A 19,103-nucleotide genomic window follows, 5' to 3' on the forward strand; every position below is an offset into this window, starting at 1 on the left:
CTGATGGCCCGCCTGTTGCTGATTGGCGCTCTGCTCCTGCAACTGGTGGGGTGCGCCAGCTGGCTGGACGCGGACTATCAAGACCCGCAGGTGCACCTGCTCAAGGTGGAACCGGTAAAGATGCGCCTGCTGCAACAGGAGTTCGTGCTCCATGTGCAGGTCGACAACCCCAACGACAGCCGTCTGTTCATCCGTTACCTGAGCTACAAGGTGCTGATCAACGACCTGGCGCTGACCGCAGGTGAAGCCAGCCTCTGGCGCAGCGTCGGCGCCCACGCGCGGCGCACCTTCAAGATCCCGGTGCGCACCAACCTCTGGCAGCAGGTCAAACCCCTGGCAAAATTGCTCAAAGGCAGCCAAGGTCCACTGCGCTATCGCCTGGAAGGTGAACTGAGCAGCGGATTATTCTTCGCCCGCGACCTGCACTTGTCGCGCAGTGGTGAGATAATTCCCGGCGATCTTATTCCGGAGTAACCCAAGATGACCCAGCAACCCCATGTCCATGGCCCTGACTGCAACCACGATCATGATCATCACGACCATGACCACGGCCATGTACACGGCCCGCACTGCAACCACGGCCACCAGGAGCCGGTGCGCAACGCCCTGAAGGACGTCGGCCGCAACGATCCGTGCCCATGCGGCAGCAGCAAGAAGTTCAAGAAGTGCCACGGGGCCTGATAGCGGCCTTGTAGCAGTGGCCGGCGCTTGTGCCCAGCACAGGTGCGGCCGCTAGCCCCTCCCGGCAGGATCGACGCCTCGTCAACTGCTGAAAATAAAGGCGGCGCCCCGCTTGCATGGTGTGATCGCGCTCACTAACGTAGCGCCTTTTACCGCCACGCCCTGCAGGAGCCTGATCATGGCCGCGCCAGCCCTTCCCCCTTTTACCCCCCGGTTCGGCGTAGCCGCTGTGATGCTCGGGCTATTGAGCCTGAGCGGCTGCCAGATGGCCGGCCAGCGTGACAGCGTGCTGCCTGCTACAGGCGTGCAGCCGCTCAAGGGCCTGGCGCAGAATGTTTCAGTACGCCGCAACGCCATGGGCATGCCGCTGATCGAATCGAGCAACTTCCACGATGCGCTGTTCGCCCTGGGTTATGTCCACGCCGGCGACCGTATCGGGCAGATGGTCGGCATGCGCCTGCTGGCTCAAGGCCGCCTGGCGGAAATGGCCGGCGCCGATGTGCTGGAAGTCGACCGCCTGATGCGCGCGGCCAACCTCAAGGCCAGCGCCAACCAGCTGTATGCCGATGCCTCACCACGGCTCAAGCGTTTCTTCGAGGTGTATGCCCGCGGCGTCAACGCCTACCTGTTCCGCTACCGCGACAAGCTGCCGGCCCCCTTGGCCCAGAGCGGCTACCGCCCGGAATACTGGAAGCCCGAGGACTCGGCGCTGATCTTCTGCCTGTACAACTTCAGCCAGTCGGTCAACCTGCAGGAAGAACTCGCAGCCCTGGGCCTGGCGCAGAAAGTCGGCACCGACAAACTGGCCTGGCTGTTGCCCAGCTATCCTGACGAGCCCCTGGCCCTGGCCGAAACCGACAAGCTCAAAGGCCTTAACCTGAATAGCCAGCTCGCGGGCCTGGCGCCATTGACCGCGGCCAGCGAGCAACTGGCCGCGCTCAACCTGCTCGGCACGGCCGGCGCCAGCAACTGGGCGATTGCCCCGCAGCGCAGCCGCAGCGGCAAGAGCCTGATGGCCAGCGATACCCTCGGTGCCTGGGCCATGAGCCCGGTGCAGATCCGCTCGCCCAAGTACCAGGCCGCTGGCGTGTCGATTGCCGGCCTGCCGCTGGTGCTGTCCGGCTACAACGGCAAGCTGGCCTGGAGTGCCAGCGCGGTGATGGCCGACAACCAGGACCTGTTCCTGGAAAAACTGCGCAAGGAAGGCAACCGCTTGATGTACCAGGCCGACGGCAAATGGCTGCCGGCCCAGGCCCGCAACGAGACCTTCTTCATCAAGGGCCAGCGCCCGCTGCGTGAGACCCTGTACGACACCCGCCACGGCACCCTGCTCGGCCAGCCGCAGAATGCAAGCCTGGGCCTGGCCTTGCGCATGCCCGAGTTCAAGGGCGACCAGAGCCTGGACGCCTTCTTCAACCTGTCGCGGGCGCAGAAAGTCGAGCACGCGTTCGACAACACCCGCGAGATCGGCGCCGCGGCGCTGAACTTCGTCTTTGCCGACGCCAGCAATATCGGCTGGCAAGTCAGCGGACGCTTCCCCAACCGCCGCGAAGGCCAGGGCCTGCTGCCGTCGCCGGGCTGGGACGGACGCTACGACTGGGACGGTTACGCCGACCCGATGCTCCATCCCTACGACCAGGACCCACCCCAGGGCTGGCTTGGCAATGCCAACCAGCGCAGTGTGCCCAAAGGCTACGGCATGCAGCTGTCCAACAGCTGGTACTACCCCGAGCGCGCCGAGCGCCTGGCGCAACTGGCCGGCAATGGCAAACATGACAGCCGCAGCCTGATCCTGATGCAGAACGACCAGACCACGCTGTTTGCCGACAAGCTGAAAAAGATGTTCGAAGCGCCCGGCATGGCCCAGCCCCTGAAGCAGGCGATCGACGCCCTGCCCGCCGATCAGCGGACCAGGGCCCGTGAGGCTTACACCCGGCTGATGGCCTTTGACGGCCGGCTGAGCAGCACATCGGCAGATGCCGCCCTGTACGAACTGTTCCTGCAGGAAAGCGCAAAACTGACCTTCCTCGACGAGCTGGGCCCCGAATCCAGCCTGGCCTGGCAGGCGTTCGTCGGCAATGCCCGGTTGTCCTATTCGGCCCAGGCCGACCACCTGCTCGGTCGCGAAGACAGCCCATTCTGGGACGATCAGAAAACCGCGCAAAAAGAAGACAAACCGACCATTCTTGCCCGCAGCCTCGCTGCGGCCGTCAGCGCCGGCGAAGCGCAACTGGGCAATGACCACCGCGCCTGGCAATGGGGCAAGCTGCACCAGTACCGCTGGCCGGTACCGACCTTCCACGGCCTGGGTGATACCGTCAGCCGCGGCCCGCTGGCCAGCGGTGGTGACCACAGTACCCTGAACCTGGCGCCCTACGCCTGGGGCAAGGACTTCAACGCGCAACTGGCACCGTCGCTGCGCATGGTGGTGGACTTCGGCCAGGTCGAACCGCTGCAACTGCAAAGCAGCAGCGGCCAGTCCGGCAACCCGGCCAGCCCGCACTTTGCCGACGGCCTGGATGCCTGGTTCAAAGGCCGCTACATGAGCCTGCCGGTGCAGCCGCAAAACTTCGACCGCGCCTATGGCAGCAAGCGCCTGACCCTGGTGCCGGGCAAGTAACCCCGGTACAACCACCCGCAGCCGGTGCAATGCCGGCTGCGCTGATCCATATCAACAGCCCCCGCCACCAAATCCATTACAACGAAACTGAGGCCGGTTTCGTTACCAGCCTCTGCCTGATGAACCATAAAAACGATTGCAGCCCTGCGCCCAGGGGACCACCCCACGCCAGGTGATTAAAGGAATAATGCAATGGCATCTGCCTTCTCCCGTCTGGCCTTGGTGGCCACGACCGTGTTGTCGTTCTGTGCACTCGCCAGTGAGCCGCCCCCGGCAGCGGCGGCCGACCCCGAACTGCTTGCCCGCGGCAAGTACATCGCCCAACTGGGCGACTGCATCGCCTGCCACACCGCCCCGCAAGCGCCGCAAATGGCCGGCGGCCTGCAACTGCAAACGCCCATGGGCACCATCTATTCGAGCAACATCACCCCCGATCCAGACACCGGTATCGGCCGCTACAGTTTTGAACAGTTCGACAAGGCCATGCGCGAAGGTGTTACCCCGGACGGTACCAACCTCTACCCGGCAATGCCCTACCCGTCCTACGCGAAAATGAGCGAAGAGGACATGCGCGCCCTTTATGCCTACCTGATGCACGGTGTGACGCCGATCAGCCAGACCAACCAGGAAGCGGACATGAGCTGGCCGTTCAACATGCGCTGGGGCTTGTCGTTGTGGAACTTCGCCTTCGTCGACACCCAGCCCTTCGAGCCCGACCCCAACAAGGATGAGGTGCTCAATCGTGGTGCCTACCTGGTGCAAGGCCTGGGTCATTGTGGTGCCTGCCACACCCCACGCGGCATCGCCTTCCAGGAAAAAGCCATGAGCGACGCCGGTCGCAGCGGCAAGCACTTCCTCGCCGGCGAAACCGTTGAGCACTGGCGCGCCCTGAGCCTGCGCAACCTGTGGACCGTCGACGACACCGTGCAACTGCTCAAGACCGGGCAGAACCGCTTCGCCACGGTGTCGGGCAACATGGCCGACGTGATCCATCACAGTACCCAGCACTTCAGTGATGGCGACCTGATTGCCATCGCCAGCTACCTGAAGTCCCTGCCGCCGGGCAAGGACGACCTGCCGATGCCGGACATCCCGCTGGCAGCCGCAGCACCGGATGACCTGTTCAGCAGCCGTGGCGGCCTGGGCTACACCCAGTTCTGCAGCGACTGCCACCGCCCCGACGGGCGCGGGGTCAAGGGCCTGTTCCCGCCATTGGCCGGCAACCCGAGCATCGCCTCGGCCAATCCGACCTCCTTGCTGCACATCACCCTCACCGGCTGGGAGACCGCGCAGACCGCCACCCATTCGCGGGTCTACACCATGCCGGGGTTTGCGCGCCTGGCCGATGAAGAGATCGCCGAGATCCTGAGTTTCGTGCGCAATCGCTGGGGCAACAACAGCTCGCCGATCACTGCCAAGCAGGTGAAGACACTGCGTGAGCAACTCAACCCGCAGACCACCGACTCGACGGCATTTGAAACCCCGCGCCTGGCCAACCTGCTGGCTGCCGCCAACGCCGACCAGGTCATCCGTGGCATGCGCCTGCACCTGCAAACCCGCGAGTTGCTGCCGAACAACGTCGGTAACGCGCTGAACTGCACCAGTTGCCACCTCAACGCCGGCACCGTGGCCGATGGTTCGCCGTTTGTCGGCGTCTCGGCATTCTTCCCCAGCTACGCACCGCGGGCGGGCAAGGAAGTCACCCTCGAAGAGCGCATCAACGGCTGCTTCCGTCGTTCGATGAATGGTCAACCGCTACCGCCGCAATCAGCGGACATGCAGGCGATGGTGGCTTACTTCGACTGGATGAAGATGAACACCCTGCCGGGCGACAAAGTGGCCGGACGCGGGGTCGGCAAGATCGATACCGCGATCAAGCCGGACCTGGACAACGGCAAGCAGGTGTATGCCGAACAATGTGCGGTGTGCCATGGCAGCAATGGCGAGGGCCTGGCCCGTGAAGACGGCAGCCTGGTGTACCCGCCACTGTGGGGCGAGCAGTCGTTCAACATCGGCGCCGGCATGGCCCGCACCTATACCGCCGCAGCATTCGTCAAACGCAACATGCCGATTGGCTTCCACGAGAAGTTCCCGTTGGGCCAGGGTGGCTTGAGTGATCAGGAGGCGGTGGATGTCGCGGCCTGGTTCTCGCAGCAACCACGGCCGGACTTCCCGGACAAGGTCAAGGATTGGCCCAACGGTGGCAAACCGGTGGATGCGCGCTACTAAAAGCGCCGCGCTACAGCCCATCGCTGGCAAAGCCAGCTCCCACAGGATCATGCATACACCGATCCATTGTGGGGGCCGGCTGGAATATGGTGTGAAACTTGCTATCACTGTGTTGTCTGGCATCGACCGGTAACGGCTTTGTGCCACCCCAACACTTTGCGAATCCAAGGACACACAATGAAAAAAGCATGGCTGACGCTTTCCGCACTCGCGTTGTGTCTGGCTGCGGGGAATACCCTGGCCAAGGAATACAAGGAGCTGCGCTTCGGCGTTGATCCGTCTTATGCACCATTCGAATCGAAGGCCGCCGACGGTACCCTGGTGGGCTTCGACATCGACCTGGGCAATGCCATCTGTGCTGAGCTCAAGGTCAAGTGCAAGTGGGTGGAAAGCGACTTCGACGGCATGATTCCAGGGCTCAAGGCCAACAAGTTCGATGGTGTAATCTCGTCGATGACCGTTACCCCGGCGCGGGAGAAAGTCATCGATTTCTCCAATGAGCTGTTCTCCGGTCCCACCAGCCTGGTGTTCAAGAAAGGTTCCGGCCTGACCGCCGACCCGGCCTCGCTCAAGGGCAAGACCGTCGGCTACGAGCAGGGCACTATCCAGGAAGCCTACGCCAAAGCCGTGCTGGACAAGGCCGGGGTCAAGACCCAGGCCTACCAGAACCAGGACCAGGTCTATGCAGACCTGACCTCCGGGCGCCTGGATGCCTCGATCCAGGACATGCTCCAGGCTGAGCTGGGCTTCCTCAAGTCGCCCAAAGGCGCCGACTACGAAGTCAGCGAGCCGGTCGACAGCGAATTGCTGCCATCCAAGACCGCCATCGGTATCAAAAAAGGTAACACTGAGCTCAAGGCGCTCCTGGACAAAGGTATCAAAGCGTTACACGACGACGGCACCTATGCCCAAATCCAGAAAAAACACTTCGGTGACCTGAACCTCTACAGCGGCAAATAACCCATGTGGGAACCGGCCACGCCGGTTCCCACCTGTTCGCGTCTACTGGCATAGGTTCGGTTCATGTTCGAAGACCTGCTGCAATTTCTGGGGCTCTCGGCATTCAGCTTGAAGGGTTTCGGCCCCTTGCTGCTGCAGGGCACCTGGATGACCATCAAACTGTCCTTCATGTCGCTGCTGGTCAGCGTTGGCCTGGGCCTGCTCGGTGCCAGTGCCAAACTCTCGCCAGTGCGCCCGCTACGCCTGATCGCCCAGGCCTACACCACGCTGATTCGCGGCGTGCCCGACCTGGTGCTGATGCTGCTGATTTTCTACAGCCTGCAAACCTGGCTGACCACCCTGACCGACACCATGGAATGGGAATACATCGAGATCGATCCATTCGCCGCCGGGGTCATCACCCTGGGCTTCATCTACGGCGCCTATTTCACCGAGACCTTCCGCGGCGCCATCCTCGCCGTGCCCCGCGGCCAGGTCGAAGCAGCAACCGCCTATGGGCTCAAACGCCTGCAACGTTTCCGCTTTGTGGTCTTTCCGCAAATGATGCGCTTCGCCCTGCCAGGCATCGGCAACAACTGGATGGTGATGCTCAAGGCCACCGCCCTGGTGTCGATCATCGGCCTGGCCGACCTGGTCAAGGCCGCTCAGGACGCCGGCAAGAGCAGCTACCAGCTGTTCTACTTCCTGGTGGTCGCCGCCTTCATCTATCTGTTGATCACCAGCGCCTCGAACGTCGCCCTGCGCTGGCTGGAACGGCGCTATAACGTCGGCACCCGGGAGGCCATCCGATGATCGAACTCTTGCAGGAATACTGGCGCGCCTTCCTCTACACCGACGGCACCCACATCACTGGCCTGGCCATGACCATGTGGCTGCTGACCGCATCGCTGGCCATCGGTTTCGTGGTGTCGATCCCGCTGTCGATAGCCCGGGTGTCGCCGCGCTTCTGGATTCGCTGGCCGGTCCAGTTCTACACCTACCTGTTTCGCGGCACGCCGTTGTATATCCAGTTGCTGATCTGCTACACGGGGATCTACAGCCTGGAAGCGGTGCGCGCCCAACCGCTGCTCGACAGCTTCTTTCGCGATGCGATGAACTGCACCATCCTCGCCTTTGCCCTCAACACCTGCGCCTACACCACGGAGATTTTCGCCGGGGCGATCCGCAGCATGAACCATGGTGAAGTCGAGGCAGCCAAGGCCTACGGCCTGCGCGGCTGGAGACTTTATGCTTATATCATCATGCCGTCGGCGCTGCGCCGCTCGCTGCCCTACTACAGCAACGAAGTGATCCTGATGCTGCATTCCACCACAGTGGCCTTCACCGCCACCGTGCCGGACATCCTCAAGGTCGCCCGTGACGCCAACTCGGCCACGTTTCTGACTTTTCAGTCGTTCAGCATCGCTGCGGCCATCTACCTGTGCGTGACCTTCGCCCTGGTAGGCTTGTTCCGCCTCGCCGAACGTCGCTGGCTGGCTTTTCTAGGACCGACACACTAGGACTGATATGCATCACTCGACTCACGACATTCTGGCGCCGGTTCCAGGCATTGCCCGGCAGATCCACAGCTTCCACTTCGGCCCCCCGCAAGCCGGCAAGATCTACATTCAGGCCTCGCTGCACGCCGATGAACTGCCCGGCATGCTGGTGGCCTGGCACCTCAAGCAACGCCTGGCTGAGCTTGAGGACCAGGGCTTGCTGCGCCGCGAGATCGTGCTGGTGCCAATTGCCAACCCGGTGGGCCTGGAACAGGTGCTGATGGATGTACCACTGGGCCGTTATGAGCTGCAGAGCGGGGAAAACTTCAACCGCCACTTCGTCGACCTGAGCGACCAGGTCGGCGACCAGGTCGCCGATCACCTGAGCCAGGACCCGCAGCACAACATCGCGCTGATTCGCGAAAGCCTGCGCCGCGCCCTGGACGCCCATGTCGCCCACACCCCGCTGCAATCCCAGCGCCTGACCCTGCAACGCCTGGCCTGCGATGCCGAGATGGTGCTCGACCTGCACTGCGATTTCGAGGCCGTGGCACACCTGTACACCACCCCGGAGGCCTGGCCACAGGTCGAGCCGTTGTCACGTTACCTGGGAGCCCAGGCCAGCCTGCTGGCCACCGACTCGGGCGGCCAGTCCTTCGATGAGTGCTTTACCCTGGTCTGGTGGCAATTGCAGCAGCGTTTCGCCAAGCAGTTCCCGATCCCCCAGGGCTGCTTCTCGGTGACCGTCGAATTGCGTGGCCAGGGCGATGTCAGCCATCCACTGGCGGAACAGGACTGCGCAGCAATCCTCGATTACCTGACCCGCTACGGCGCCATTGAAGGCGAGCCCGCCGCCCTGCCCGCCCTGAGCTACCCGGCAACGCCGCTGGCCGGTGTGGAGCCTGTGGCGACGCCCCTGGGCGGCTTGCTGGTGTTTCACGCCAAACCGGGCCAGTACCTGCAAGCCAATGAGCTGATCGCTGAAGTCATCGATCCGCTCAGCGACCGGGTAACCCCGGTGCGCAATACCCAGCCCGGCCTGCTTTATGCCCGCTCGCTGCGGCGCATGGCCACCGCCGGTATGGTCGTTGCCCATGTGGCAGGCAACCAGGCCTATCGCAGCGGCTACCTGTTGTCGCCTTGAACCCTTACCTTTAGAGCCTGCGCATGTACAAACTGACCATCGAAGACCTGCACAAACGCTACGGCGAGCATCACGTGCTCAAGGGCGTTTCGCTCAAGGCCAAGACCGGCGACGTGATCTGTCTGATCGGCGCCAGCGGCTCGGGCAAGAGTACCTTCCTGCGCTGCATCAACTTCCTCGAACAACCCAACGAGGGCAGCATGACCCTCGACGGCAAGCCGGTGCACATGACCCACGACCATCATGGCCTGCATGTCACCGACCCGGACGAGCTGCAGCGCCTGCGCACGCGCCTGGCCATGGTGTTCCAGCACTTCAACCTGTGGAGCCACCTGAGCGTACTCGACAACATCGCCATGGCGCCGCGGCGGGTACTGGGGGTAAGCAAGCACGAGGCCGAAGAACGCGCCCGCCGCTACCTGGACAAGGTCGGTCTGGCGCCGCGGGTGGCGGATCAGTTCCCGGCGTTCCTCTCCGGCGGCCAGCAGCAACGGGTGGCGATTGCCCGGGCGCTGGCCATGGAGCCGGAAGTCATGCTGTTCGACGAACCGACCTCGGCCCTCGACCCGGAGCTGGTCGGCGAAGTGCTGCGGGTGATTCAGGGCCTGGCCGAAGAAGGCCGGACCATGATCATGGTCACCCACGAAATGGCCTTCGCGCGCAAAGTGGCGAGCCAGGTGATGTTCCTTCACCAGGGCCTGGTGGAGGAACAAGGGCCGCCGGAAGAGGTGCTGGGCAATCCGAAGAGCGAGCGCTTGCGTCAGTTCCTGAGCGGCAACCTCAAGTAGGGGTCAGGCGATCGGCGCTGGTGGCGGCTCGTCGGGCAAGGTCGGCTCGCCCGGCTCCATCGGCGGATGTTCACCCGGTTGCGGTGAATCGGGGGTGTCCGGGTCAGGCTGACCGGGCACGCCGCCCGCCTGCACGCTATGCGAGTGCGGATGTGCCAGCAACGACCAGGCCAGCACCCCAACGCTGTTGGGCTGCAGCACGGCCAGCTTGGCACTGATGGTCGGGTCGAGTTTCATGGGTTGCTCCTGGTTGACGTCCGCCTGGCGTGTTGCCGAGCGGAACAGTTCAACTCATTGGAGTGTGCCGGGGGCGAGGAATTCCCTCGCTTTGTCGCCTCAGGTGCGTGGCAAGGTAACGCCGCGCTGGCCCTGGTATTTGCCGCCACGATCCTTGTAGGACACTTCACATTCTTCATCGGATTCGAGGAAGAGCATCTGCGCCACACCTTCGTTGGCGTAGATCTTTGCCGGCAGCGTGGTGGTGTTGGAGAACTCCAGGGTCACGTGGCCTTCCCACTCCGGTTCAAGCGGGGTGACGTTGACGATGATGCCGCAGCGGGCGTAGGTGCTCTTGCCCAGGCAGATGGTCAGCACGTTACGCGGGATACGGAAGTACTCGACGGTGCGGGCCAGGGCGAAGGAGTTCGGCGGGATGATGCAGACGTCGCTCTTGACGTCGACAAAGCTGCCGGCATCGAAGTTTTTCGGATCGACGGTCGCCGAGTTGATGTTGGTGAACACCTTGAACTCGTCGGCGCAGCGCACGTCGTAGCCGTAGCTGGAGACGCCGAAGGAGATCAGCCGGTTGTCGCTCTCACCGCGCACCTGGCGCTCGACGAAAGGCTCGATCATGCCGTGTTCCAGCGCCATGCGGCGAATCCACTTGTCCGATTTGATGCTCATGGCGGGGTGTCCTGAAATTGCGTGGTGAAAAAATTCTGTGCGGCATCTTACCGGGCCCGGCGCCGGGTTCAAAGTTCCATGCGACATCAACCGTCGGATCCACGTATGACGGGGCCTGCGCGGGGGCCTGAAGCACCGTCAGTCATGAATTATGAGAAAGCTTCACAAGACCATTGGCACGTTCTGGAAAAAGGGTTAAGGTGACGCCACTGTGCTGCACGTGTCACTGAGAATATCTACCTGATGCAAGATTTCGATCAACCCATCTTCATGAATTTTCTGCCTCTTTGCACTCAGTCTCGGCCAGGGCGTTTCCTGAGTCGTAGTTAACTTTGTCCAAGGAGACAGACCATGTCCAATCGCCAAACCGGTACCGTTAAGTGGTTCAACGATGAAAAAGGCTTCGGCTTCATCACCCCACAATCCGGTGACGACCTGTTCGTACACTTCAAAGCCATCAAGGCTGACGGCTTCAAGAGCCTGAAAGAAGGCCAAGCGGTCTCTTTCATCGCTACCCGCGGTCAGAAAGGCATGCAGGCTGAAGAAGTAGAAGTTATCTAACTTCCGCTTTACAGCTTGAAAAAAGCCCCGCCCTTAACAGGTGGGGCTTTTTTTATGCCTTGATTTTAGGCTGTCTGGTGGCCCATCGCTGGCAAGCCAGCTCCCACAAGGTCCAGTGCATGCAGAACCTGTGGGAGCTGGCTTGCCAGCGATAGCATCACTTCAATCTTCGCTGATAGTGATATTCGGCATCGCCGGCGCCGCCGCTTCCTGCAGCACGATCCGCGCCCCGACCTGACGGGCCAGCTCCTGATAGACCATGGCAATCTGGCTTTCCGGCTCGGCAATCGCCGTCGGCTTGCCGCTGTCGGCCTGCTCGCGGATCAGCATCGACAACGGCAGCGATGCCAGCAGCTCGACACCGTACTGGGCCGCCAGCTTCTCGCCGCCGCCCTCACCGAACAGATGCTCGGCATGACCGCAGTTGGAGCAGATGTGCACGGCCATGTTCTCGACCACACCCAGCACCGGGATGTTGACCTTGCGGAACATCTCCACACCCTTTTTGGCATCGAGCAGCGCCAGGTCCTGCGGCGTGGTGACGATGACCGAGCCAGCCACCGGGACTTTCTGCGCCAGGGTCAGCTGGATATCGCCAGTGCCCGGCGGCATATCGATGACCAGGTAATCGAGGTCGTCCCAGGCCGTTTGCGTCACCAGCTGCAGCAGCGCCCCGGAGACCATCGGCCCGCGCCAGACCATCGGCGTGTTGTCGTCGGTCAGAAAGGCCATGGACATGACCTCGACACCATGGGCCTTGAGCGGCACGAACCACTTCTGTTCGCGGATCTGCGGCCGCGTGCCTTCGGCGATACCGAACATCACGCCCTGGCTCGGGCCATAGATATCAGCATCGAGAATCCCCACCCGCGCACCTTCACGGGCCAGGGCCAGGGCCAGGTTGGCGGCGGTGGTCGACTTGCCGACGCCGCCCTTGCCCGACGCCACGGCAATGATGTTCTTGACGTTGGCCAGGCCCGGAATCTGCGCCTGGGCCTTGTGTGCGGCGATCACGCAGGTGATCTCGACCTGCGCCGAAGCCACCCCGTCGAGACCTTCGACAGCCGTTTGCAGAACCTGCGCCCAGCCGTTCTTGAACAGACCGGCGGCATAACCCAGTTGCAGTTGCACGCTGACGCGATTGCCCTGGATATCGATGGCCTGGACACAGCCGGCGCTGACCGGGTCCTGGTTCAGGTAAGGGTCGATGTACTGGCGAAGTACGGCTTCGACGGCTGCGCGAGTGACGGCACTCATGGAGACTCCCGTTATAAAGACTGAGCAAAACAGGCCACTATGCTAACCCGTCATACCTGTTCAGATACGTCCATGGGGTGAAATATATTTCCCGGCGTTTTATAGTGGCCGATCACCGTTTCATCTCAAGTAGCCGAAAAAAGTAGCCGAGCCCCCATGTCCGAGCCACGTCAGATTCTCGTCACCAGCGCCCTGCCCTATGCCAATGGTTCCATTCACCTTGGCCATATGCTCGAGTACATCCAGACAGACATGTGGGTGCGCTTCCAGAAGCTTCGCGGCAACCAGTGCATTTATGTCTGCGCGGACGACGCCCACGGTTCGGCCATCATGCTGCGCGCCGAGAAAGAAGGCATCACCCCCGAGCAACTGATTGCCGCCGTCCAGGCCGAGCACAGCGGGGATTTCGCCGACTTCCTGGTCGAGTTCGACAACTTCCACTCGACCCACGCCGAAGAAAACCGCGAACTGTCGAGCCAGATCTACCTCAAGCTGCGTGACGCCGGGCACATCGCTACCCGTTCGATCACCCAGTACTTCGACCCGGACAAAAAAATGTTCCTGGCCGACCGCTTCATCAAGGGCACCTGCCCCAAGTGCGCGACTGAAGACCAGTACGGCGATAACTGCGAAAAATGCGGCGCCACCTACGCGCCAACCGAGCTGAAGAACCCCAAGTCGGCGATCTCCGGCGCCACGCCGGTGCTCAAGGACTCGCAGCACTTCTTCTTCAAGCTGCCGGACTTCCAGGCCATGCTCCAGCAGTGGACCCGCAGCGGCACCCTGCAGGACGCGGTGGCCAACAAGATCGCCGAATGGCTGGATGCCGGCCTGCAGGAATGGGACATCTCCCGTGATGCGCCGTACTTCGGCTTCGAGATCCCCGATGAGCCGGGCAAGTACTTCTACGTCTGGCTGGACGCACCGATCGGCTACATGGCCAGTTTCAAGAACCTCTGCGCCCGCCGCCCGGAGCTGGACTTCGACGCGTTCTGGAGCAAGGACTCGAAAGCCGAGCTGTACCACTTCATCGGCAAGGACATCGTCAACTTCCATGCCCTGTTCTGGCCCGCCATGCTCGAAGGCGCCGGCTACCGCAAGCCGACCGGTATCAACGTGCACGGCTACCTGACCGTCAACGGCTCGAAGATGTCCAAGTCGCGCGGCACCTTCATCAAGGCCCGCACCTACCTGGATCACCTGGCGCCGGAGTACCTGCGCTACTACTACGCCTCCAAGCTTGGCCGCGGCGTCGACGACCTCGACCTGAACCTGGAAGACTTCATCCAGAAGGTCAACTCCGACCTGGTCGGCAAGGTGGTCAACATCGCCAGCCGCTGCGCCGGTTTCATCCACAAGGGTAACGACGGCGTCATGGTTGACGGCGACGCCGCACCAGAGCTGACCGAAGCCTTCCTTGCCGCCGCTCCGGGCATTGCCGAAGCCTACGAAGGCCGCGACTTTGCCCGCGCCATGCGCGAGATCATGGGCCTGGCCGACCGCGCCAACGCCTGGATCGCCGACAAGGCGCCATGGTCGCTGGCCAAGCAGGAAGGCAAGCAGGACGAAGTCCAGGCGATCTGCGCCCAGGGCATCAACCTGTTCCGCCAGCTGGTGATCTTCCTCAAACCGGTACTGCCCGTGCTGGCCGCCGACGCCGAGGCGTTCCTCAACGTCGCCCCGCTGACCTGGGCCGACCATCAGACCCGCCTGAGCAATCACCAGCTCAACCCGTTCAAGGCGCTGATGAGCCGTATCGACCCAGCCAAGGTCGAAGCCATGACCGCGGCCTCCAAGGAAGACCTGGCGGCCAGCCAGACCAGCGTCGTCACCGGTAATGGCGAACTGGCCAAGGACCCGCTATCGGCCGAGATCGACTTCGACACCTTTGCCGCTGTCGACCTGCGGGTCGCGCTGATCCTCAAGGCCGAAGCCGTGGAAGGTGCTGACAAGCTGCTGCGCCTGACCCTGGACATCGGCGACGAACAACGCAACGTGTTCTCCGGCATCAAGTCGGCCTACCCGGACCCAGCCAAGCTCGAAGGTCGCCTGACCATGATGATCGCCAACCTCAAACCGCGCAAAATGCGCTTTGGCATCTCCGAAGGCATGGTCATGGCAGCCGGCCCTGGCGGCGAAGAGATCTACCTGCTCAGCCCTGACAGCGGCGCCAAGCCGGGCCAGCGCATCAAGTAAGGTTCACGCCCCGGCCGATTGCGGCCGGGGCGTTCTCATCCTCGCGTCATTGCCGGATAATGGCGGACAGCCTCAGCATTCGGCCCCCTCATGAGCGAATTCTTTCTGGCCCTGGTCAGCGCCGCGCTGATCAACAACCTGGTCCTGCACCAGGGACTGGCCATCGACCCACTGCTGCGCAGCGCTACCGATCAGGATCGGCGCCAGGTGCATGCACTGGGGCTGGCAACCCTGGTGTTGCTGGTTTTGGCAGTCGGCCTTGGGCAACTGATCTACCGCCTGGCGCTGCTGCCCCTGCAGCTTGAGTACCTACGCCTGTTCGTGTTCCTGCCGCTGTGCGTGCTGCTGATCAAGCCGCTGCTCACTCTGCTGACACGCCTGCTGCCCGCCCTGCCCTTTGACGGCTTGCTGCCCTTGCTGCTGGCCAACGTAGCGCTGCTAGGCTTGAGCCTGCAGGCCAGCGAAAACGGTTTTGGCGTCGCGCAAACCCTGGCCTGGAGCCTGGGTGGCGGCCTGGGCTTCTGGCTGGCCTTGAGCCTGTTCGCAGACCTGCGCCAACGCAGCGACAACGACGACATCCCAGAGGCATTTCGCGGCCTGCCGATCGAGCTGATTGGCGCCGGCGTGATGGCCATGGCGTTTCTCGGCTTTAACGGATTATTCAACCCATGAGTCTGATTCAACGCATCGACGCCCTGCTGCCGCAGACCCAATGCGGCAAGTGTGGCCACCCAGGCTGCAGGCCTTACGCCGAAGGCCTGGCTGCGGGCGAAGCGATCAACAAATGCCCACCCGGTGGCCGCGAGACCATCGCCGCCCTGGCCAGGTTGCTGGAAGTGCCGGTGATCGAACTGGACCCCGAGCGCGGCAGAGCTCCGGCGCAGGTCGCATTCATTCGCGAAGCCGAATGCATTGGCTGTACCAAATGCATCCAGGCCTGCCCGGTGGACGCCATTGTCGGCGCGGCCAAGCTGATGCACACGGTGATCAGCGCCGAATGCACCGGCTGCGACCTGTGCGTGGCGCCTTGCCCGGTGGACTGCATCGACCTGCTGCCATTGACGGCCAGCAGCAACATCGTGGCGATTGTCGGCGGCCTGGCCCAGGATGCCGAAACACTCGCAGCCCGCAGCCATAAGCGCAACCATGCCCGGCGCCGTTTTGAGCAGCGCAACAACCGCCTGCAACGCGAAGAAGCACGCAAGCAGGCCGAACGCCTGGCCCGCAGCCAGCGGGCAGCCAACCCCACCGCTGCCACCCCAAGCGCGGCGGTCGACGACCCGATCAAGGCGGCCATCGAACGCGTCAAGGCACAGAAAGCCGCGGCCGCCGATGCCGCCCTCAAGCAGGCCAAAATCGCCGCGGCCATGAGCCGGGCGCAATTGAGCAAGGCCAGGGCGGCCTTTGGCGATACCCCGAGCGAGACCCAGCAAGCACAGCTGGCGGAGCTTGAGCGCGAAGCGCAACAGGCCCAGACGCGCCTGCAAACACTACAACCGGCAGCCGACCATGGCCGCGACTGATAACAGCGAACGCCTGCGCAGCACCATGGGCCTGGTGCTGCTGGCCTGCGCGCCAGGGTTGCTGACCCTGCTGTGGCTACACGGCTGGGGGCTGCTCTTGAACCTGCTGCTGTGCGCCAGCGCGGCACTGGCAAGTGAAGCGCTACTGCTGAAACTGCAACACCGGCCGATCCGACCCGCCCTGAATGATGGCAGCGCCCTGGTCACTGCCGTCCTGCTGACGGCGGCACTGCCGGCCTACACCCCCTGGTGGCTGCCAATGATTGCCGCCAGCAGCGCCATTGTCCTGGGCAAGCAACTCTACGGCGGTGTCGGCAAGAACCTGTTCAACCCGGCGATGGTCGGCTATGTGCTGGTGCTGCTGTCGTTTCCACAACATATGACCCAGTGGCCGGTCACCCAGGTACTGGGGCTGGCAGATACGCTGCAGCAGGTATTCGGCCTTGGTCCCGGCAACCAGCCGGATGCCTGGGCGCAAGCCACGGTACTGGACGGCCTGCGCAACAACCGCAGCCTGACCATGGATGAGCTGTTCGCCAGCCATCCCGGCTTCGGCCACTTTGGCGGCCGGGGCAGCGAAGCGGTCAACCTGGCCTTTGTACTCGGCGGCTTGCTGCTGTTACAGCGCAAGGTCATCAGCTGGCATGCCCCGGTCGGCCTGTTGGCCAGCTTGCTGCTGATCAGCCTGGTGTGCTGGAACGGCTCGGGCTCGGACTCCAATGGCTCGCCGCTGCTGCATCTGCTGTCCGGCTCGACCATGCTGGCGGCGTTTTTCATCGTCACCGAGCCGGTGTCAGGGCCGAAAAGCCCAAAAGCCAAGCTGCTGTTCGGTATCGGCGCGGGCGTGCTCATTTACCTGATTCGAACCTGGGGCAGCTATCCGGACGGTGCCGCATTCGCGGTCTTGTTGATGAATCTCTGTGTTCCCACGCTGGAGCGCTGGGCAGAGCGCGGGCAGGCGCAAGCGCAATGAACACCACGTCGATACGCTCCACGGCGCTGTTGCTGGCCCTTGCCGTGCTGGCCGTGGGCGGCACAGTACTCTGGCACCAGCTCACCGCCCAGCGCATCACGGACGCCGAGCAGCAGCTCAAGGCCCAACGCTGGCTCAGCGTGCTGCCCGAACAGCACTACGACAACCAGCCGCTGCAACACCCCCTGCGCCTGGGGGCCGCGCCCCTGGATCACAGCCGCCTGCTCGCAGGCTATCTGGCGACCTTGCAGGGGCAGCCCCGCGCGGTCGTGCTGCACAGCCAGGCGCAGGGCTATGGCGGCCCGCTGGACTTGTTGATTGCCATCGATGACAGCGGCCGCCTGATCGGCGTAAAGGTGTTGCAACAACAGGAAACCCCTGGCCTGGGCGGCAAGCTGGTCGAACCCGGCAACACCTGGCTGCAAGGTTTTGTCGGCAGCAGCCGGCACACCATTGCCGATACCGCCTGGGCGCTCAAGCGCGATAGCGGTCAGTTCGATCAACTGGCCGGCGCCACCGTCACCTCCCGGGCAGTCATTCAGGCCACCCATGATGCCCTGCGCTATTTCGACGAGCATCGCCAGCAACTGCTGACAGGGGGCGCCAATGAATAGACAGTGGCTCGCGGCCATAAGCCTGGCGCCCTTGCTGGGGGCCACACAGACGTTAGCGCAGGCAAGTGCCATTGCGCTGCTCAGCCTGTTGATCATCGGCCTGCACCGGCTGTGCATGACGCCCCTGCACAAAGTGCTGGAGGCAAGCGCCAGCCTGATCGCCAGCGTGCTGCTGGCCGCCTTGCTGGTCACCTGCCTGGAGTTGACCCTGCGCGCCTGGGCCCTGCCACTGTCGCTGGCGCTGGGCCCCTATTCGGCACTGATCGCCGTACAATGCCTGGTATTCGAGTTCGCCCAGGGCGCCAGCGGCCGTTGGCGTACGGCGGCGGCCACACTGGGCGGTTTCGCTTTGTTGTGCATGGCCATGGGGCTGTTCAGGCAAGGGCTTGGCGAGTTTGCCAACCTGCGCCTGGCCAGCCTGTTGCCCGGTGCGCTGATACTTTTGGGCCTGATGCTGGCCCTTTACAACCGGGTTTGCCGACGGCCAGCCCCTACACGTCGTCAAGGAAAGCGTTGACCCCATGAATGCCGCCAAACGCCTGGAGATCTTTCGCAGGCTGCACGAAGACAACCCTGAGCCGAAAACCGAGTTGGCCTACAGCAGCCCGTTCGAACTGCTGATTGCGGTGATCCTCTCGGCCCAGGCAACCGATGTCAGTGTGAACAAGGCCACGGCCAGGCTGTACCCGGTCGCCAATACCCCGGAAGCGATCTACGCCCTGGGCGTCGAAGGCCTGTCCGAATACATCATGACCATCGGCCTGTACAACAGCAAGGCGAAAAACGTCATCGAAACCTGCCGCCTGCTCATCGAACAGCACGAAAGCCGGGTGCCGGAAACCCGCGAAGCGCTGGAGGCCCTGCCCGGGGTTGGCCGCAAGACCGCCAACGTGGTACTCAACACAGCCTTTCGGCAACTGGCCATGGCCGTCGATACGCATATCTTCCGGGTCAGCAACCGTACTGGAATTGCGCCGGGCAAGACTGTCCTGGAGGTTGAAAAGGCCCTGATGAAGTTCGTGCCCAAGGCTTACCTGCTGGACGCCCACCACTGGCTGATCCTGCATGGACGCTATGTGTGCCAGGCGCGCAAACCCCGCTGCGGGAGTTGCCGGATCGAAGATTTGTGCGAGTACAAGCACAAAACCTCGGACGATTGAGAAGATAGTGAAAACA

General features: G+C 63.0%; 19 protein-coding genes and 1 pseudogene. 17 read left to right on the forward strand and 3 right to left on the reverse strand.

What is annotated here, in order from left to right:
- Positions 1-3 precede the first annotated feature (3 nt).
- The 9 genes from BV82_RS20875 (at position 4) to BV82_RS20915 (ending at position 9,900) form a co-directional block, all read left to right on the forward strand.
- Positions 4-474, forward strand: coding sequence for an LEA/WHy family protein (locus BV82_RS20875; RefSeq protein WP_010221065.1), 471 nt, complete (start codon positions 4-6; stop codon positions 472-474).
- 6 nt (positions 475-480) lie between these two features.
- Complete coding sequence (locus tag BV82_RS20880) at positions 481-681, forward strand: SEC-C metal-binding domain-containing protein (RefSeq protein ID WP_010221064.1); 201 nt, start codon at positions 481-483, stop codon at positions 679-681.
- A gap of 178 nt (positions 682-859) precedes the next feature.
- Positions 860-3,301, forward strand: a complete 2,442-nt coding sequence (locus tag BV82_RS20885; protein ID WP_036996640.1) for a penicillin acylase family protein — start codon at positions 860-862, stop codon at positions 3,299-3,301.
- Between the two features lie 192 nt (positions 3,302-3,493).
- A complete protein-coding gene (locus BV82_RS20890; RefSeq protein ID WP_036996641.1) occupies positions 3,494-5,530 on the forward strand; it encodes a c-type cytochrome in 2,037 nt (678 codons plus the stop codon).
- Positions 5,531-5,707: 177 nt separating this feature from the next.
- Positions 5,708-6,490, forward strand: coding sequence for a transporter substrate-binding domain-containing protein (locus BV82_RS20895; protein ID WP_010221061.1), 783 nt, complete (start codon positions 5,708-5,710; stop codon positions 6,488-6,490).
- 63 nt (positions 6,491-6,553) lie between these two features.
- Positions 6,554-7,282: an ABC transporter permease gene (locus BV82_RS20900; RefSeq protein ID WP_010221060.1), complete on the forward strand. Its 729-nt coding sequence runs from the start codon at positions 6,554-6,556 to the stop codon at positions 7,280-7,282.
- Positions 7,279-7,989, forward strand: coding sequence for an ABC transporter permease (locus BV82_RS20905; RefSeq protein ID WP_010221059.1), 711 nt, complete (start codon positions 7,279-7,281; stop codon positions 7,987-7,989). Before BV82_RS20900 ends, BV82_RS20905 begins: the two co-directional genes overlap by 4 nt.
- Positions 7,990-7,996: 7 nt before the next feature.
- Positions 7,997-9,112 carry a succinylglutamate desuccinylase/aspartoacylase family protein gene (locus tag BV82_RS20910; RefSeq protein WP_036996643.1) on the forward strand — a complete coding sequence of 372 codons (1,116 nt, stop codon included), beginning with the start codon at positions 7,997-7,999 and terminating at the stop codon, positions 9,110-9,112.
- A 23-nt stretch (positions 9,113-9,135) separates the two neighbouring features.
- The gene (locus BV82_RS20915) at positions 9,136-9,900 is read left to right on the forward strand and encodes an ABC transporter ATP-binding protein (protein WP_010221057.1); all 765 of its coding nucleotides are present in this window, start codon (positions 9,136-9,138) and stop codon (positions 9,898-9,900) included.
- A gap of 3 nt (positions 9,901-9,903) precedes the next feature.
- Here BV82_RS20915 and BV82_RS20920 read toward each other — a convergent pair whose 3' ends face one another.
- Both BV82_RS20920 and dcd read right to left on the reverse strand, forming a co-directional pair.
- Entirely contained in the window at positions 9,904-10,137 is a 234-nt protein-coding gene (locus tag BV82_RS20920) for a hypothetical protein (RefSeq protein ID WP_036996645.1), read from the reverse strand.
- A 99-nt stretch (positions 10,138-10,236) separates the two neighbouring features.
- A complete protein-coding gene (dcd, locus tag BV82_RS20925; protein ID WP_010221055.1) occupies positions 10,237-10,803 on the reverse strand; it encodes a dCTP deaminase in 567 nt (188 codons plus the stop codon).
- 351 nt (positions 10,804-11,154) lie between these two features.
- Here dcd and BV82_RS20930 point away from each other — a divergent pair, with 351 nt between their 5' ends.
- A complete protein-coding gene (locus tag BV82_RS20930) occupies positions 11,155-11,364 on the forward strand; it encodes a cold-shock protein (RefSeq protein ID WP_010221054.1) in 210 nt (69 codons plus the stop codon).
- Positions 11,365-11,526: 162 nt separating this feature from the next.
- Here BV82_RS20930 and apbC read toward each other — a convergent pair whose 3' ends face one another.
- The gene (gene apbC, locus BV82_RS20935) at positions 11,527-12,621 is read right to left on the reverse strand and encodes an iron-sulfur cluster carrier protein ApbC (RefSeq protein WP_036996646.1); all 1,095 of its coding nucleotides are present in this window, start codon (positions 12,619-12,621) and stop codon (positions 11,527-11,529) included.
- A 156-nt stretch (positions 12,622-12,777) separates the two neighbouring features.
- Between apbC and metG the strand changes: the two genes are divergently transcribed.
- From metG to nth, 7 genes and pseudogenes are all read left to right on the forward strand, one after another.
- Positions 12,778-14,817 carry a methionine--tRNA ligase gene (metG, locus tag BV82_RS20940; RefSeq protein ID WP_010221052.1) on the forward strand — a complete coding sequence of 680 codons (2,040 nt, stop codon included), beginning with the start codon at positions 12,778-12,780 and terminating at the stop codon, positions 14,815-14,817.
- 90 nt (positions 14,818-14,907) lie between these two features.
- Complete coding sequence (locus BV82_RS20945) at positions 14,908-15,489, forward strand: Rnf-Nqr domain containing protein (protein WP_036996647.1); 582 nt, start codon at positions 14,908-14,910, stop codon at positions 15,487-15,489.
- Positions 15,486-16,322: pseudogene (rsxB, locus tag BV82_RS20950) on the forward strand (electron transport complex subunit RsxB); the annotation flags it as partial. The gene BV82_RS20945 and the pseudogene rsxB, both read left to right, overlap by 4 nt.
- A gap of 4 nt (positions 16,323-16,326) precedes the next feature.
- Entirely contained in the window at positions 16,327-17,313 is a 987-nt protein-coding gene (locus tag BV82_RS20955) for an RnfABCDGE type electron transport complex subunit D (RefSeq protein ID WP_010221049.1), read from the forward strand.
- Positions 17,310-17,927 carry an RnfABCDGE type electron transport complex subunit G gene (locus BV82_RS20960; RefSeq protein ID WP_036996649.1) on the forward strand — a complete coding sequence of 206 codons (618 nt, stop codon included), beginning with the start codon at positions 17,310-17,312 and terminating at the stop codon, positions 17,925-17,927. The genes BV82_RS20955 and BV82_RS20960 overlap by 4 nt, the downstream gene beginning before the upstream one ends.
- On the forward strand, positions 17,920-18,444 hold the full coding sequence (locus tag BV82_RS20965; protein ID WP_036996650.1) for an Rnf-Nqr domain containing protein: 525 nt from the start codon (positions 17,920-17,922) through the stop codon (positions 18,442-18,444). Before BV82_RS20960 ends, BV82_RS20965 begins: the two co-directional genes overlap by 8 nt.
- 4 nt (positions 18,445-18,448) lie before the next feature.
- Complete coding sequence (nth, locus tag BV82_RS20970) at positions 18,449-19,087, forward strand: endonuclease III (protein ID WP_036996651.1); 639 nt, start codon at positions 18,449-18,451, stop codon at positions 19,085-19,087.
- Positions 19,088-19,103 lie beyond the last annotated feature (16 nt).

The sequence above is a fragment of the Pseudomonas donghuensis genome, assembly GCF_000696345.2.
GTDB lineage: Bacteria > Pseudomonadota > Gammaproteobacteria > Pseudomonadales > Pseudomonadaceae > Aquipseudomonas > Aquipseudomonas donghuensis.

What these genes read in the sequence shown, in the direction of transcription:
- BV82_RS20930 (WP_010221054.1), top strand. Translation starts at nt 11,155, where the DNA reads ATGTCCAATCGCCAAACCGGTACCGTTAAGTGGTTCAACGATGAAAAA.
- BV82_RS20955 (WP_010221049.1), top strand. Translation starts at nt 16,327, where the DNA reads ATGGCCGCGACTGATAACAGCGAACGCCTGCGCAGCACCATGGGCCTG.
- BV82_RS20960 (WP_036996649.1), top strand. Translation starts at nt 17,310, where the DNA reads ATGAACACCACGTCGATACGCTCCACGGCGCTGTTGCTGGCCCTTGCC.
- BV82_RS20915 (WP_010221057.1), top strand. Translation starts at nt 9,136, where the DNA reads ATGTACAAACTGACCATCGAAGACCTGCACAAACGCTACGGCGAGCAT.
- BV82_RS20895 (WP_010221061.1), top strand. Translation starts at nt 5,708, where the DNA reads ATGAAAAAAGCATGGCTGACGCTTTCCGCACTCGCGTTGTGTCTGGCT.
- metG (WP_010221052.1), top strand. Translation starts at nt 12,778, where the DNA reads ATGTCCGAGCCACGTCAGATTCTCGTCACCAGCGCCCTGCCCTATGCC.
- BV82_RS20880 (WP_010221064.1), top strand. Translation starts at nt 481, where the DNA reads ATGACCCAGCAACCCCATGTCCATGGCCCTGACTGCAACCACGATCAT.
- BV82_RS20945 (WP_036996647.1), top strand. Translation starts at nt 14,908, where the DNA reads ATGAGCGAATTCTTTCTGGCCCTGGTCAGCGCCGCGCTGATCAACAAC.
- BV82_RS20890 (WP_036996641.1), top strand. Translation starts at nt 3,494, where the DNA reads ATGGCATCTGCCTTCTCCCGTCTGGCCTTGGTGGCCACGACCGTGTTG.
- BV82_RS20885 (WP_036996640.1), top strand. Translation starts at nt 860, where the DNA reads ATGGCCGCGCCAGCCCTTCCCCCTTTTACCCCCCGGTTCGGCGTAGCC.
- BV82_RS20920 (WP_036996645.1), bottom strand. Translation starts at nt 10,137, where the DNA reads ATGAAACTCGACCCGACCATCAGTGCCAAGCTGGCCGTGCTGCAGCCC.
- BV82_RS20910 (WP_036996643.1), top strand. Translation starts at nt 7,997, where the DNA reads ATGCATCACTCGACTCACGACATTCTGGCGCCGGTTCCAGGCATTGCC.
- apbC (WP_036996646.1), bottom strand. Translation starts at nt 12,621, where the DNA reads ATGAGTGCCGTCACTCGCGCAGCCGTCGAAGCCGTACTTCGCCAGTAC.
- BV82_RS20900 (WP_010221060.1), top strand. Translation starts at nt 6,554, where the DNA reads ATGTTCGAAGACCTGCTGCAATTTCTGGGGCTCTCGGCATTCAGCTTG.
- BV82_RS20905 (WP_010221059.1), top strand. Translation starts at nt 7,279, where the DNA reads ATGATCGAACTCTTGCAGGAATACTGGCGCGCCTTCCTCTACACCGAC.
- BV82_RS20875 (WP_010221065.1), top strand. Translation starts at nt 4, where the DNA reads ATGGCCCGCCTGTTGCTGATTGGCGCTCTGCTCCTGCAACTGGTGGGG.
- BV82_RS20965 (WP_036996650.1), top strand. Translation starts at nt 17,920, where the DNA reads ATGAATAGACAGTGGCTCGCGGCCATAAGCCTGGCGCCCTTGCTGGGG.
- dcd (WP_010221055.1), bottom strand. Translation starts at nt 10,803, where the DNA reads ATGAGCATCAAATCGGACAAGTGGATTCGCCGCATGGCGCTGGAACAC.
- nth (WP_036996651.1), top strand. Translation starts at nt 18,449, where the DNA reads ATGAATGCCGCCAAACGCCTGGAGATCTTTCGCAGGCTGCACGAAGAC.